The sequence below is a fragment of the Pantoea sp. At-9b genome, from assembly GCF_000175935.2.
GTDB lineage: Bacteria > Pseudomonadota > Gammaproteobacteria > Enterobacterales > Enterobacteriaceae > Pantoea.
The window spans coordinates 294686-309739 of the sequence record NC_014838.1 but is presented as its reverse complement, the minus strand read 5'-3'; the positions used below and the strand labels follow the sequence as shown (position 1 = coordinate 309739).

Sequence of the window (15054 nt, the reverse complement as noted above, 5' to 3'; positions counted from 1 at the left end):
ATCCGGTTGCAGAGACAGTGCGTTATAACAGCATCGTCAGCGCCGGATTACAACCCGGCAATACGTTTCAAATCCGCTTCCGCGCCGGGTGCCACCGCCAGTACCTGTGCACCTTTCAACAACCGTTCACCTTCGGTGTTGAACGGGTGATACCAGCCTCCCGCTTCTTTCACCAGGCAATACCCGGCCAGGCAATCCCAGGCATGCATATAGGGTTCGTAGTAACCCACTACACGCCCTGCCGCCACCCAGGCCAGCATCAACGCGCCCGACCCGATGCGGATAAAATTACCGCCTGCCGCCAACAACGCCGCAAGGATTTCGCCGACCTTTTCCGGGCTAACGTAGCTGTTGGCACCAAAACCGGTGACGTGATTCTGGAGCGTGCGTGCCGGGTCCACCTGCAAACGCTTGCCGTTGAGTGTTGCTCCGTGCCCCAGCGCCGCCACATAGCACTCCTGATAAGTCGGGGCAAAAATCACCCCAATCACCGGCAGCCCCTCATGCAACACCGCCACCGAGACACACCAGTTCGGCATACCATTGAGGAACGGGCTGGTGCCATCAATCGGGTCCACCACCCAGGTATAGCCGGAGCTACCCGTCTGTAACCCATACTCCTCACCCAGAAAACCGTCATCGGGGAAGTGTTCGCGAATACGCTGCCCGATCATCTGTTCCACTTCGCGGTCCGCGCGCGACACCACATCTTGTAAATCGTGCTTGGTTTCCACCACCAGGCTGTCACGCTGTTCAAACCAGTGCAGCGCGGCTGCACCGCCTGCGCGCGCCACCTCTTCTGCCAGCGCCAACCGCGTCAGCAAGGCGTTACTTTCCACGTTACTCATCGTTGCTCCTTGTTATCCGGCAATCAGGGCAAGCCCCTGGGGTTTAAAATCAATCGCAACCGAGGTCGCCAGCGGGTGCTGTTGTTCCATCTGTGCATCGACGATAAACAACGAACCTAATTCGGTCGCCACTTCATATTCAATGTGATCACCCAGCCAGGTGCAGTGGGTCACCTCACCACGCAGCGCGCCACCGTTCTGCTGGCCCAGCGTGATAAATTGCGGGCGGACAGAAAGCTGCGCGCTGCCGGTTTTCGCGGCGCTATGCCGCACGCGAAAGCGCTGGCTGCCGAGACGTACCAGTGCTTCGCTGCCTTCGACCCGTTCCACTTCGCACGGCAAAATATTCGCTTCCCCCATAAAGTCGGCGATAAACACCGAGTTGGGTGTCAGGTACAGGCTTTCCGGCGCGCCCTGCTGAGCAATATCCCCTTCTTTCATGACAATAATTTTATCGGAGACCGCCAGCGCCTCTTCCTGGTCATGGGTGACGTACACCGCCGTAAAACCCAGTCGTTGTTGCAGATCGCGGATATCGGTACGCACCCGACGGCGCAGACGCTCATCGAGGTTTGACAGAGGTTCGTCGAGCAGCAATACCTGCGGCTCCAGCACCAGGGCGCGCGCCACTGCTATGCGCTGCTGCTGCCCCCCCGACAGTTCCGACGGCAAGCGCGCCCCCTGATTTTCCAGCCCTACCAGTTTCAACCCATTGCGCGCGCGGTCCTGCGCTTCCCGCTTGCTGATGCCTGACGACAACAGGCCATACATAATGTTGTCGAGCGCGCTCATATGCGGAAACAGCGCATACGACTGAAAGACCATCGCCACATCGCGTTCGTTGGCAGGCAGATGGGTCACATCTTTACCGCCGATCAGAATGCGCCCGGAGGTGGGATGCTCCAGCCCCGCCAGCAGGCGGAGCGTGGTGGTTTTGCCACAGCCGGAGGGACCCAGCAGCGTCACCAGGCTGCCGGGTTCCACGGTCAGCGACAGATCCGGCAACGCGGTAAATCCGGCAAAGCATTTCGAGACGTGTTCAAACACCACGGAACCTGTGTTCATACAGCACCTTCCTGAGTTAATGAGGGAGTAGCGGGCGGTGTGGCCGCTTCCACCGGACGCGCCACCCGGCGCAGACGACGTTCACCCACCAGCCACTGAAACACGCCGATGATCAGCAGCATCACCACGATCAACACCGTTGAATAGGCGATCGCCACGCCGTATTCACCGTTTTCGACCAATCCGACGATGTACGAGGTCGCCATGTTGTACTGGGCGGAGACGAGGAAGATCACCGCGCTGATGGAGGTGATGGCGCGCACAAAGGCGTACACCAGTGCCGCGCTGATCGCCGGTTTCAGCAGTGGCAGCACCACTTTGCGCAGCGTGCGGAAACTGTTGGCCCCCAGCGTCAGCGAGGCTTCATCGAGGCTTTTATCCAGTTGGCTCATCGCCGCGATACCGCCGCGCACGCCCACCGGCATATTACGAAACACAAAGCAGGCAATCAGGATCATTGCGGTGCCGGTGATCTCCAGCGGCGGCAGGTTGTAAGCCATCACGTAGCTGACACCGATCACCGTGCCGGGAATGGCGAAACTCAGCATCAACAGAAATTCGAAGGTCTGACGACCGGCAAACTTCTGACGCACGATCAACCAGGCGGTAAGCAGGCCGACGATGGCCGTCAACGGCGCGGCAATCAGCGCGATCTCCAGCGTGGTCCAGAAGGAGTTCCACGCCACCCCGCTCCACAACAGATGGCCGTCGGTAAAAGTAATGCGGAACGCGCGGATGTAATGTTCCAGCGTCAACGTATCGTTCAGCCCCCACGACTGCACGAAGCCACCCACCAGGATCATGCCGTAGATCACCAGCGTAAACAGACCCCACGGCAGCACCATGCCATAAACGCCATAGCGCAGCGCACGCGGGAGCTGGCCGTGGTTGCCACCATCGCCTTTGCCGGTAACGGTAGCGAAGTTTTTCCCGCCCAGCCACAGGCGTTGCAGGATAAAAGCCGCCAGCGTGAAGCACAGCAAAATCATCGCCAGCACCGCTGCGCGGCTGGGATCGTTCTGCGCCCCGACCACCGAGAAGAAGATCTCCGTCGACAACACGCCGTGGCTCCCGCCCAGCACCATCGGATTGCCGAAGTCAGCCATGCTCTCGATAAAACTGATCAAAAAGGCGTTTGCCAGACCGGGGGCCATCAAGGGGAGCGAAATGCGGGTGAAGGTACGCCAGCGATCAGCGCGCAGCGTCTGCGAGGCCTCCTCCAGCGACGGGCTAACGCCCTCCACCACGCCGATCAAGACCAAAAAAGCGATGGGGGTGAACGACAACACCTGAGCGATCCAGATGCCGGTGAGGCCGTAGAGCCAGCGTCCCGGTTCGATGCCAAACAACGCTGCCAGATGCTCAGTCACCACGCCAGAACGGCCAAACAGCAGAATCAATGCCAGGCCAATCACAAAGGGGGGCGTAATAATCGGCAGGATGGTTAACATGCGCAGCGCTTTTTTCATCGGCAGCGGTGTGCGCGTCGCGGCCAGTGCAAAAGCCAGTCCCAGCAGCGTCGAACCGCTGGCGGTCATCAGCGCCAGCCATAACGTGCGCCATGCCGTGCCGCAGTTGCCGCCGCTCAGACAACCGAAGCTCCAGATGGAAGGGTCCTGGAGATTGCTGATTAAGCCATTGGGGTTAAAGCTGCCGTCAACGTCCTGCACCGAAACCACAAACATGCTCAGCACCGGATAAAGCACAAAGAGACTGACCAGTGCCGTCAGTAGCACCAACGCGGAAACGACAAAGGCATCGCCTTTCAACACCCCACGCTCAGCCAGTGCAAAGGAGAACAGCAGCAGAAAGGTAGTCAACATCAGCAACGCACCGGCTCCCATCGCCGGTTGCCCCTGCTGCAAGGCACCAAACTGGTTTTCCAGCCACAGCCAACTCCAGCCGCTGTAGCCAATCGCATGCCCTTCCATAATCAGAAACAGCACGCCAAGGGCGCTGAACAACAGCAGCAAACGGCTACGCAGGCCGCCCGGGGCCAACAAGCCACAGGCGGCACACAGCAGATAAAGCGCCACCGCGCCCCCCAGCCACGGGTGCTGAAAGGCCACCATCTGCCACAGTGCCGGCGCATTTGCCGCATCGCTCCACAAGGACAGGAGCCAGCTACCGGAAAAGAAACCGCTTTCGAGGCTGTACCAGGGGAGCAGCGTCAGGGCTAGCGCACCGGCAAGCAACGCGCCGACGAAACGACGATTGTTCGCATTCATAAATCACCTCGACCTGAAAATTCAGGCTGAAGCGGACATCAGGCCGGAGCCACCGCATCTCAGCATGGAGTTACTGCGCGCTGGCACCAATCTCTTTGTCCCAGCGGCTGAGCAACGCTTTGCGTTTGGCGGAGTCGCCGTAAGTTTTGAAGTCGTAATCGATCAGTTTGATGTTTTCGAAACGTGGCGCATATTCGGAGATCGCCGCGTTGCGATTGGACGGCAGTTGGAAGGATTTGGCTTCTTTCATATGCGATTGCGCGTCGGCGCTCAACGCCCAGTCGTACCAGACTTTGGCGTTCGCCAGATTGCGCGTCCCTTTGACGATCGACATCGAACCGATTTCATAGCCGGTACCTTCGCAGGGGGCGACGGTTTTGATCGGGAAGCCATCCACCTGCATCGCCACCGCATCGTGCATAAACACGATGCCGACCGTGGTCTCGCCGCGCGCGGCGGCTTTCACCGGGGCAGAACCCGATTTGGTGTACTGCGAGATATTGGCGTTGAGCTTTTTCAGGTAGTCGAACGCCTGATCCTCACCCATGATCTGCACCAGTGTCGCCAGGGTGTTGTAAGCCGTACCGGAAGAGTTGGGGTTAGCGATCTGGATCTCGCCTTTGAAGGCCGGATTGAGCAAATCTTTCCAGCAGGCTGGCGCAGGCAGTTTTTTATCCGCCAGCAATTTGGTGTTGTAACCCCAACCGAGTGCACCCGCATAAATACCGACGGTACGATAACCGGAGTTCTCCGCCTGTTTCTGCGCCCACGGTTGTTGCTGGTCCAGCAGCGGCGATTTGTAGACCTGCGTCAATCCCTCATCGGCGGCCTGCATATGGGGATCGCCGGTACCGGCCCACCAGATATCCGTGCGCGGATTGCGTGCTTCACTGCGGATGCGCGCATAGGCTTCGCCCGCCGAGAGCCGCACCATATTGACCTGAATATCCGGGTGCGATTGGCTGAAGATGCGCGTCATGTGTTCGCACACCACCACATCCGCAGAACAAATCATATTGAGATTACCCGCCGCAGCGGCGGTGAACGGCAGTGCAGTGCAACAGACGGATAGTGCGACGTACAGAGGGGTGTAGCGCATGATGTTCTCCTTGGTTTGCAGGGTGGTGCTTCACTGGCACCTTGTTATTTGCACATGTGTGCAAATTTGTAGAGAACATAAAATAGCCTGTCAATTGGCTTGCAGAGCAATTGACAGGCTGTGTCACAAAATTGAAACAATTACGACGCGAATCATTTTGCACAGCTTTGCAAAATCGGGCAGACTGCTTTCCAGTCAGTTGATGCTGGGAGATTAACGATGCAAAACGAGAAAACGGTGGTCAGTGCTCAGGATGTGGCAGAGCGCGCCGGGGTCTCCCGCTCGGCGGTGTCCCGCGCTTTTACGCCGGGTGCCAGCGTCTCTGCCACCACCCGTGCCCGGGTGATGAAAGCAGCGGAGGAATTGGGTTATCACGTTAATCACCTGGCACGCGGCCTGGTGCGTAACCGCAGCGGTATCGTCTGCCTGATCGTCTCTGAACTTGCCACGCCTTACCGTGCCAGTCTGGTGCGTTGGTTAACGCAGTTTTTGCAGGAAGCGGGCAAAGTGGCGATGTTGATTAATACTGACCGTTCCGACAATAGCGTCTCTGGCGCGCTGCAACAGGCGATTAATTTCCGTGCCGATGCGTCAATCATCTTGTCCGGCATGCCTGACAGCGCGATTACCCGGCAATGCTACAAACACGGGCAACGCATCATTTTGATTAACCGTGATGAAAACGTACCCGGCTCGTTATGCATCAACCTGGATTCGGCGGCGGCAGCGGCCACCGCGGTGATGGCCTTCGCCCGGGCCGGGTGTCGCCGTCTCGCGTTTGCCAACTCGCTGGCGGGTACGCCAAGCCTGATGAAGCGCGAGAGCGATTTTCTGGCGGCGGCCCAGGCTGCCGGACTGCCGGTGATGGTCGAGCGCTTCGGCACCACCTCGTATGAAAGCGGTCAGATTCTGGCGCATCGCCTGCTGACGCGCCATCAGCGCCCGGACGCAGTATTTTGTGTCACCGACCTGGTCGCCTGCGGCTTTATGGACGAGGCACGGCATCGTTTTGGCCTACGCATTCCTGAAGATCTGTGTCTGATCGGTTTCGATAATATTGCGCAGGCGGGTTGGTCTTCGTACCACCTCACCACCTTTGCTCAGCCGGTGGAACAGTTTGCCCGTGATGCGGTGGACTGGCTGATGCAGGCGGAATGCGAGGAAGCGCTGGAAGGTCAGCAGCACGACACCCGCCTGTATCAGGCGGATGTGGTATGGCGCGGGTCGGTGCGTGGGGGCTGACCACCACGCAGGCTGTACTTTAGCGCATCCACTGGCACAAATTGGCGAGCATCGCCATACAACGCTCAAGCTGCGCAACCGCGATAAACTCATCCGGCTTGTGGCCCTGATCCATGCTGCCAGGCCCACAGATCAGTGTGGCGATGCCTGCTTCATCAAACAACCCGCCCTCGGTGCCAAAGGCCACCGTAGAGAACGCATCGCTACCGCTCCACTGCGCCAGCCACTGCGCGAATTGCGACTGAGGATCGGTCAATAACCCCGGATACTGGCTGATCGTGTGAAAACGGATCGCGCTTTCGGTTGCTACCGCCTGCATCTGCGGTAACAACTGTTGCTGCGCAAACTGTTCAACCTCAGCAATCACCCCTTGCACATCATCTTGCGGCAAATAACGGATTTCAAAATCAAACTGGCAATCCTGCGGCACAATGTTGAGGGCACTGCCCCCGTAAATCACCCCGGTTTGCACGGTGCTGAACGGGGGATCAAAGCGAGTATCCTGGCGTTGTCGGAGCTGTTGCGCCGCCTCGCCAAGGCGATTAATCAACCTGGCGGCATACTCGATGGCATTGACCCCCGACGGTGCATAAGCCGAGTGACAGGCGTGCCCATGCACCTGGCAACGTATCCCTATCTTGCCCTTGTGCCCATATACCGGGTGCATGCTGGTCGGTTCACCGATGATACACATCGCCGGTTTATCTTGTGACGCACGCAGGTAATCCACCATGCTGCGCACTCCCAGGCAACCCACTTCTTCATCGTAGGAGAAGGCGAGGTGCAACGGCATGCGTAACGGCTGCGCCAGAAAGTCATCCAGCGCCGCCAGCACGCAGGCGATAAACCCTTTCATATCGGCGCTGCCACGCCCATAGTAGCGACCGTCCTGTTCGGTCAGCTCAAAGGGCGGGACGGACCAGTGTTGGCCGTCCACCGGCACCACATCAGTATGACCTGAGAGCATCACCCCGCCCTCACCGGGCGGTCCCAGCCGCGCATACAGATTGGCTTTGCGCCCGCTGTCATCCATGATGCGCTGAGAGGCGATCCCGCGCCGGGCGAGGAAGTCCTCAATCCAGGCAATCAGCGCCAGGTTGGATTCGCGGCTGGTGGTATCAAACGCCAGCAGGGCCGCCAGAATCTCGCGCACCGCGCTACTCATCGCCGGGTACGCCATAGCTGGGGGCATCGCGTGGATCGAGTGCGCGTGTCACATAGGCCTGCATCTGCGGCTCATACGCCAGCCACAATGCATGCAGTTCCGCCAGCGGGTCTTCCTCCGCCCAGTCAACACGCAGATCCACCAGCGGCCAGGTGTAATCATCCACCACCTTCACCGCCGCCGAGTGCACTGGCCCGGCTTCACCACCCGCGTTGATCCCGGCCTGCAACGCCATAATCAGGCGGCTGGTGAGTTCGCCAGTTGCGGTGGCAAATGCCGCCACCATCGCGTTAATGACCGTCTTATCCGCCAGCATATTCCCCGCTGCCACGCAATTGTCACCCTGCACCACGTTATAGATACCCAAGGTTTTATCGCCGCTGAACGCGGCGATCCTGCCGCTGGCATCAATCACCGTCACCTGGCGATATTCGCTAAAGCGATCTTCCGCCAGCGCGCTTTTCAGCGCCTGGTCCGGGGCGAGGCCCGTTTCCAGATGGGTCAGGATCTGCTGCCCCAGCGCGGGCAGCGTGATGTTTTGGCTGGACACCGCACCAATGCCAGCCACCAGCCAAGGGCAGCGCGCGCCCACGGCAATGCTGGACGAACTGATGGCGATCCCCAACTGACCAGACTCGGTACAACGGGCCGCAATCGAGAGCGTCATTTTGCCTCCCAGTCGTCCGGGATCACCGCAATCACGTCGATTTCCATCAGCCACTGCGGTTGTGCCAGGGCCGAGACCACCAGGCCGGTGGAAATCGGGAAGACCCCTTTCAGCCATTTCCCCACTTCCTGGTAAACCGGCTCACGGTAACGTGGGTCGATAATATAGGTGGTGGTTTTGACGATATGGCTGAGGTCACTGCCCGCCTCTTCCAGCAACTGCTTGAGGTTTTTCATCGCCTGCTCGGTTTGCGCACGCGGATCACCCAGTCCCACCAGGTTGCCTTCAAAGTCGGTGCCAACCTGGCCGCGCACATAGACAGTGTTGCCTGCACGCACCGCCTGGCACAAATCGTTGTCCAGCGTCTGGTTGGGATAGGTTTCTTTGGTGTTAAACATACGAATACGTTGATGAGTTGGCATAACGGTTCCTGTCGCTATCAAAACGAATCTGAAGGTGCGCGGTACTGCTGGTACTGGCGCTGAATGGCAATCTGGTCGGCGATAAATTTGGCATCATGCCAGACGCCCCAGATAAAGGTGGAACCACGGCGTGACAACCACGGTAAGCCGAGGAAGTAGACACCCGGTTCACTGGACACGCCGCGATGGTGCTGCGGTTTACCCTGTTCATTAAAGGCATTGACCTTCAGCCAGCTGTAATCGGTCACGTAACCGGTGGCCCAGATAATGCTGGTGATGCCCGCCTCGGCAAAATGCAGGGACAACTGAGGATCGGTGACACAGGCCGGGTCCGGCAGGAACTCACGCGCTTGCGGTTCTGGCGGTAAATCGAGGCCGTTGCGTGCGATGTAGGCATCGGCAGCATCGAGCAGCGCCAAATAGTTTGCGTCTCCGCGTTCAATATTCACCGCAAGATCGTTTTGGAAACGAACCGTCTCACCGCTAAAGCTGGCGGTCAGACCGACAAGGTTAACCCCCTGTGCTGCCAGGCGACGGAAATCAACGGTATGCCCGCCACGCGCCCCACTGACGGCAATGGTGACGTGCTCTTTCCCTGGCTGGCTGGCGGCGGCATCCCACAATCCCAACACCCCAAGCCACCAGCAAAAATCCCGGCCTCGATAGGCTCGTGGTGGGCGATCGTGTGGCCCCACGGACAACCATACTGGCTTACCGGCGCGTTGCAGTTCATCCGCAATCTGCACACCCGAAGAACCGGCACCAATTACCAATACGCCGCCTGCGGGCAGTTGCTGCGGGTTTTTATAATCGGCTGAATGTAACTGTTGTACGCGGCTGAGTTGCGGCGCAATCGCCGGAATGACCGGACGCTGGAACGGACCGGTGGCCGCCACAACACGCTGCGCATGAATCACGCCCTCGGAAGTTGTCACGATGAAGCCAGCCTGACCCTGATGACGTTCTACGCTTAGCACTTCGACACCGGTACGGATCGGTGACTGGTTCATGGCGGCATAGCTGACAAAATAATCAGCAACCTGTTCTTTCGCCACAAAGCTGTCCGGGGAGCAACCGGGAAATTCCATGCCAGGAAAGCGGTCATGCCAGGCCGGGCCATTGGCTACCAGCGAATCCCAGCGACGGCTGCGCCAGGATTCCGCAATACGATTTTTTTCCAGTACCAGATGCGGAATATCAAGGCGCGTCAGGTGCTCACTCATGGCAACCCCGGCCTGACCCGCACCAATCACCAGCGTGTCTGTTGCAGTTTTTAATGATGTCATTTAGATGTCCTTCGTCCCGCATGGTGACGGGGATTAACGACTTAAGAAGGACCCAAGACTAGGGGAGCGAATGATGACGGTAAAATATTATAAAGTGAGTGTCTGAATAGAAAATATTTAACCAGTCGGTAACAGCATAACAATGCCGCAACCTGCGCGGCATGCTATCAGGACATTCAATGCGCCTGCGGATTCGGGGTTAATTCCATGCTGCGGCAATAATCCATAAATAAACGCGTCGGTCGGGTCGGCTCATTATTTTGCAACCACGCCATAATCAACGTTGAATCAGCCATTTCATCGAGAATATCCAGTTGGACCAACCGTTCGCCATCATAGGTAATATCGGAACAAGGTCGGGTGACTAACACGGAAAAACCTAAGCCCTGGCCCACCATACAACGCACCATTTCAATCGACGGTGAACTGTAAGCCACCTCCGGGTAATAACCATTCTCTTTGAAGATATTGATGAAATAGTTTTTGCTCGGCACCACATCCAGCAAAATCATCGGTTCACGCGCAAGTTCCTGCAACGTCACCGCCTTTTTCTGCGCCAGCGGGTGGGCCGCAGGAAGCAGCGCATAGGGTTTATGCGGGGCATTCAGTGGCTCTTTCTGAATGGCATTATCCAGATCGAGGTCGTAGAGAAACGCCATATCGAAACGTCCCCGATGTAAACCATGCATCAACTCATGCTGTTCACCGTCATACAGTTGAATGTTGATTTCCGGGTAGAGCTTTTTGAAGCCCGCAATCAGTTTCGGCATGTAGAGCGGAGCCGCAGACTCAAAGCAACCCACCGCGACAGTGCCGCAAACCAGTTCGTTCTCCGCGCGTGAACTTTGCTCAAACTCGTAGGATAAGCGCAGCAACTCCCTGGCCTTTTCGTAGAAACGCCGCCCGCTGGAGGTCAGGGAAACGCCCTGTGCATGATGGCGGATAAACAGCTGTTGTTCGAAGGCGTCTTCGAGGTTTTTGATGGCGACCGAAATGGAAGGCTGAGCGATATGTAACTGACGAGACGCTTCGGCGATGCTTTCGGTTTCAACTACGGTGACAAAGTATTTGAGTTGCTTGAGTGTGAAATGTGTCATGAGGAAACCATTTAGAGAATATTGCCAGGTGAAAGAATTAAATAGCTTTAAGCTATTCAGAATCAATAAAGCAAGCGGCATGCCATTTATTATTGAACTGCACAACATTCTGAAATGATTTTCTTAAATTCTGGCCGCAATGGCCCCCACTTTGCACCATCCACGCTCTCCCTGCGCGATCCTGAAGCATAGCCTGCACCTTTGAGGGGCGAGGGGAAATATTTAATGTCTGTGCGCCAGATTCTAAAACTCATCACTCACCTGAATAGTTTTTTTCAATTTAAAGGCCACAAATTTAATAATTGCCTCGTGCCGTAGCCTGCCGCCATAGTGTCTGACAATTTGATAACAGGCAGTCACCCTCCTCTAACTTTGGAATAACACGATGCGTTCAGAACGGTTCGAAAATCGAGAATTTGTCTCTCTGGTCCAGGCCATGACCCCGGCAGAGCTGGGCGATATTCTCAGTGGACACGGGATGTGGAAAACAGAAGCCAATGAACGGTTGGGTATTCCACGCATGGTGATGACAGATGGTACCTATGGCGTGCGTTATTCGATCCAGCAGATTGATCAGGACGAGAAAGGCGGCCAGGATTTCGCCGGTTTTCTTAACGTCGTCAACCAACGCGCCAAAGATGTTGAAGTGGCCTGGGGCACGATGAAACCCGCCACCTGTTTCCCCAATGGCTCCAGTTTTGCCTGTAGCTGGGATAGCGCCCTGGCGCAGACGCTGGGTGATGCGCTGGGTAAAGAGTGCCAACAGATGGGCGTCCATTTGCTACTTGGCCCGGGCATTAACATCCGTCGGACTCCACTGGGAGGCCGTAGCTATGAATACTATTCCGAAGACCCGCTGATTTCCGGTGAAATCGCTACCGGCGTGATTAATGGCCTGCAACAACGCGGTGTCGGTGCTTCGCTGAAACACTTCGCCTGTAACAACTCCGAAATTGAACGCACCAGCATGGATTCGATTGTTGATGAACGGGCGCTGCGCGAAATCTATCTGCGTGGTTTTGAACGGGCGATTAAACAAGCGCGCCCCTGGACGGTGATGAGTTCGTATAACCGCCTGAATGGCACGCAAACCGCCGAGCACAGCTGGCTGCTGACCGATGTGCTACGTCATGAATGGGGTTTTGCCGGCGTGGTGGTGGCTGACTGGCACGGGGTGAAAGATCGTCCGCAATCTCTGCTGGCAGGTAACGATCTGGACATGCCAGAAAGTGAAACGCGCAAAGCCGCGCTGGTCGCCGCCATTGCAGATCAACGCGTGCCGCGTGCCGAGGCGGAAACCTCTGCCGTGCGCGTGCTGGAAATGGTACATCGCGCGCTGCACAGCGAACAGCGCGCCACCGACGTAGATCACGCTGAGCATCATGCGCTGGCGCGCCGCATGGTGGCCGAATCCATCGTACTGCTGAAGAACGACAATCATGCATTGCCGCTGGATAACCACAGCGGTGAACATCTGCTGGTGGTCGGCAGCGGGGCTAAAACCCCGGTCATTCAGGGTTCCGGCTGCGCCACCACGCTACCAACCCAGGTCGATATTCCGTGGGATGAGATGGAAAAACTCGCCGCCGGTGGCGTAACGTTGAGCTGGTGTCAGGGTGATTCGCTGGATCAACAGCAGACCGTGGCATTGCGCGATGCCGCCTGTGCCGCAGCACGTGAAGCCGACCGCGTCATCGTGTTTGCTAACAGTGAAGACGGCTATGACGGTGAAGGCTCTGACCGTCGCACCCTTAACCTCCAGGCCGGACAGGATGCCTTAATCAGTGCCCTGGCGGCAGTCAATGACAAGGTCATCGTGGTCCTGGCGAACCCGGATGCGGTGGTCATGCCGTGGCTGAACGAGGTGGCCGCGGTGGTGGAAACTTTCTACGCTGGACAAGCCATGGGCGGCGGGCTGGCCGATGTGCTGTTTGGCGTGGTCAATCCCAGCGGCAAACTGACCGTGACCTTCCCGCAGCAAATTGAAGACATCCCCGGTTGGCATAGCTATCCGGGAGAAAATGGTCGTCATCTGTACAGCGAAGGTGTTTTTGTCGGCTATCGCTGGTATGACATGCGCCGCATCGCCCCGTTGTTCCCGTTCGGCTTTGGACTGAGCTATACCCAGTTCGCTTATAGCGATATCGCGATTGACCGCGACGCCATTAAAGTCGGTGACAACGTCACGGTAAGTTTCACCTTAACCAACACCGGTGACCGCAGCGGCAAAGAGGTGTGCCAGCTTTACAGCCACTATCTGCAATCACGTCAGAAACGCCCGGTACAGGAGTTGCGCGCCTTCAGCAAAGTGGAACTGCAACCCGGTGAATCGCGCCGCATCAGCTTCACCGTCGCGGTAGATGATCTGCGTTACTACGACACCGCCCGCCAGCAATGGATTTTGGAAGAAGGGGCATTGCAGTTGAGCGTTGGCGCGCATTCACGCGACCTGCCGTTGCAGATCACCGTCGCCGCACAGAACAAGGTTGCACGCTACCGCCTGATTGCCCGTGATACACAGCCGATTTTCATTCTGGAAAACCCGCTGGCACGCGGCTACTTCAATCGTTTTCTACAACAACACCTGCATATTTCTGAACAGGATGCGGATCGCATGCTGGAGCATTGCACCAATTCGTTCGTCGGTATCGTTACCACCTTTGACCGTCGCTTCCGCCAGCGTTTTGACCCGCAGGCAATGGATGCGCTGATTGCCGAAGTGAACGAGGCCATTCTGGCGGCGGAGCAGGCATAACATGCCAACACCGGGGATACACACTAATAACAACAAGCTATGCAGAGGGTAATAATGAAAAAGATGACAGAGAAAGGTCAGTACACCCGGCGCGATGCGCTGAAACTCGGGCTGGGAGCGGCGGCCGTTGCTTCACTGGCACCGATGATCATTAGCCGCCCGGCGCGGGCCGCCGAGGTGAAAACCCTGACGGTCGCTGATGTCGGCGGCGCGTATGGCACCGGCTTTAGCAAGGCATTTTATCAACCGTTCGAAGAAGCCACCGGAATCAAAATCATCAATACCGTGCTTGGCCCCGACCCGGTGCCGCAGTTCCAGATGATGGTGGATACCAAAAATTATCTCTTCGACGTGGCGTTGCTGAACCCGGAACATCTGGTACGCCTGAACAAAGAACCCAAACCCTACCTCGAAGATATCAATGTGACGGTGAGCAACCCGCAGGACTACGTACCGGGCTCCATCACCAAACAATTCGGCGGCGTAAGTATCTTTGCGCTGGCGCTCAGCTACCGTACCGATACCTTCGCCAACAATAATGGCCCGCAGAACTGGGTCGATTTCTGGAACGCAGAAAAATTCAAAGGCCGTCGTGGCCTGTGGCGCAGCCCCATCTGTACGCTGGAAGTGGCGCTGATGGCTGATGGCGTCGATCCGAAAAAACTCTATCCGCTCGATGTGGATCGCGCCTTCCGTAGCCTTGATAAGATCCGCAAAAGCATTGATATCTGGTGGACCGGCGGAGCGCAGGCCACGCAGCTGTTGCAAAGCGGCGAACTGGATATGCTGAGTATCTGGAGTTCGCGCGCGCAGACCGCCATCGACGGTGGTGCCCCTGCCGCTATCGCCTGGGATCAGGGTTTGTACAACATCGACGGCTTCACCATTCCGCACGGCAGCCCGAAACTGGCAGCAGCACGCCAGTTCATCCAGTTCTGCATGGATGCTAAACGTCAGTCGCTTTACACCAACGATCTGGCCTGTGGCCCGACCAACATCAAAGCCTATGAGTTTATTGATAAGAAGAAGGCCGCTCTGCTGCCCACCGCCCCGGACCATATCAAGCAGCTGGCGCTGCTCGGTGCGGACTATTGGGGTGAACACCAGGTGGCACTGACCGAACGCTTCGAGAAATGGGTAATGAGTTGATCCGGTAGAGGGCCTTGCGCCCTCTTACCCT

Annotated in this window: 12 protein-coding genes; 3 read left to right on the top strand and 9 right to left on the bottom strand. The window is 57.3% G+C overall.

What is annotated here, in order from left to right; all coding sequences use genetic code 11:
• Positions 1–47: 47 nt before the first annotated feature.
• The 4 genes from PAT9B_RS21790 to PAT9B_RS21775 form a co-directional block, all read right to left on the bottom strand.
• Entirely contained in the window at positions 48–848 is an 801-nt protein-coding gene (locus tag PAT9B_RS21790) for an inositol monophosphatase family protein (RefSeq protein WP_013511443.1), read from the bottom strand.
• A gap of 12 nt (positions 849–860) precedes the next feature.
• Positions 861–1913: an ABC transporter ATP-binding protein gene (locus PAT9B_RS21785; RefSeq protein WP_013511442.1), complete on the bottom strand. Its 1053-nt coding sequence runs from the start codon at positions 1911–1913 to the stop codon at positions 861–863.
• Entirely contained in the window at positions 1910–4141 is a 2232-nt protein-coding gene (locus tag PAT9B_RS21780) for an iron ABC transporter permease (RefSeq protein WP_013511441.1), read from the bottom strand. Before PAT9B_RS21780 ends, PAT9B_RS21785 begins: the two co-directional genes overlap by 4 nt.
• Before the next feature lie 70 nt (positions 4142–4211).
• Complete coding sequence (locus PAT9B_RS21775) at positions 4212–5240, bottom strand: ABC transporter substrate-binding protein (protein WP_013511440.1); 1029 nt, start codon at positions 5238–5240, stop codon at positions 4212–4214.
• Between the two features lie 219 nt (positions 5241–5459).
• On the opposite strand from PAT9B_RS21775, the gene PAT9B_RS21770 reads away from it, so the two are divergent.
• Positions 5460–6482 (top strand): LacI family DNA-binding transcriptional regulator, encoded by a 1023-nt coding sequence (locus tag PAT9B_RS21770; RefSeq protein WP_013511439.1) that lies wholly within the window; start codon positions 5460–5462, stop codon positions 6480–6482.
• Between the two features lie 19 nt (positions 6483–6501).
• Here the strand turns inward: PAT9B_RS21770 and argE are convergent, their stop codons facing one another.
• From argE to PAT9B_RS21745, 5 genes are all read right to left on the bottom strand, one after another.
• Positions 6502–7647 (bottom strand): acetylornithine deacetylase, encoded by a 1146-nt coding sequence (gene argE, locus PAT9B_RS21765; RefSeq protein WP_041526044.1) that lies wholly within the window; start codon positions 7645–7647, stop codon positions 6502–6504.
• Entirely contained in the window at positions 7640–8314 is a 675-nt protein-coding gene (locus PAT9B_RS21760) for a DUF1028 domain-containing protein (RefSeq protein ID WP_013511437.1), read from the bottom strand. The genes argE and PAT9B_RS21760 overlap by 8 nt, the downstream gene beginning before the upstream one ends.
• Positions 8311–8736 (bottom strand): RidA family protein, encoded by a 426-nt coding sequence (locus tag PAT9B_RS21755; protein ID WP_013511436.1) that lies wholly within the window; start codon positions 8734–8736, stop codon positions 8311–8313. Before PAT9B_RS21755 ends, PAT9B_RS21760 begins: the two co-directional genes overlap by 4 nt.
• A 17-nt stretch (positions 8737–8753) precedes the next feature.
• A complete protein-coding gene (locus tag PAT9B_RS21750) occupies positions 8754–10022 on the bottom strand; it encodes an NAD(P)/FAD-dependent oxidoreductase (protein WP_013511435.1) in 1269 nt (422 codons plus the stop codon).
• A gap of 176 nt (positions 10023–10198) precedes the next feature.
• Entirely contained in the window at positions 10199–11119 is a 921-nt protein-coding gene (locus tag PAT9B_RS21745; protein WP_041526043.1) for a LysR family transcriptional regulator, read from the bottom strand.
• A gap of 385 nt (positions 11120–11504) precedes the next feature.
• Here PAT9B_RS21745 and PAT9B_RS21740 point away from each other — a divergent pair, with 385 nt between their 5' ends.
• Positions 11505–13874, top strand: a complete 2370-nt coding sequence (locus tag PAT9B_RS21740) for a glycoside hydrolase family 3 C-terminal domain-containing protein (RefSeq protein ID WP_013511433.1) — start codon at positions 11505–11507, stop codon at positions 13872–13874.
• A gap of 63 nt (positions 13875–13937) precedes the next feature.
• The gene (locus PAT9B_RS21735) at positions 13938–15023 is read left to right on the top strand and encodes an extracellular solute-binding protein (protein WP_041526099.1); all 1086 of its coding nucleotides are present in this window, start codon (positions 13938–13940) and stop codon (positions 15021–15023) included.
• Positions 15024–15054 lie beyond the last annotated feature (31 nt).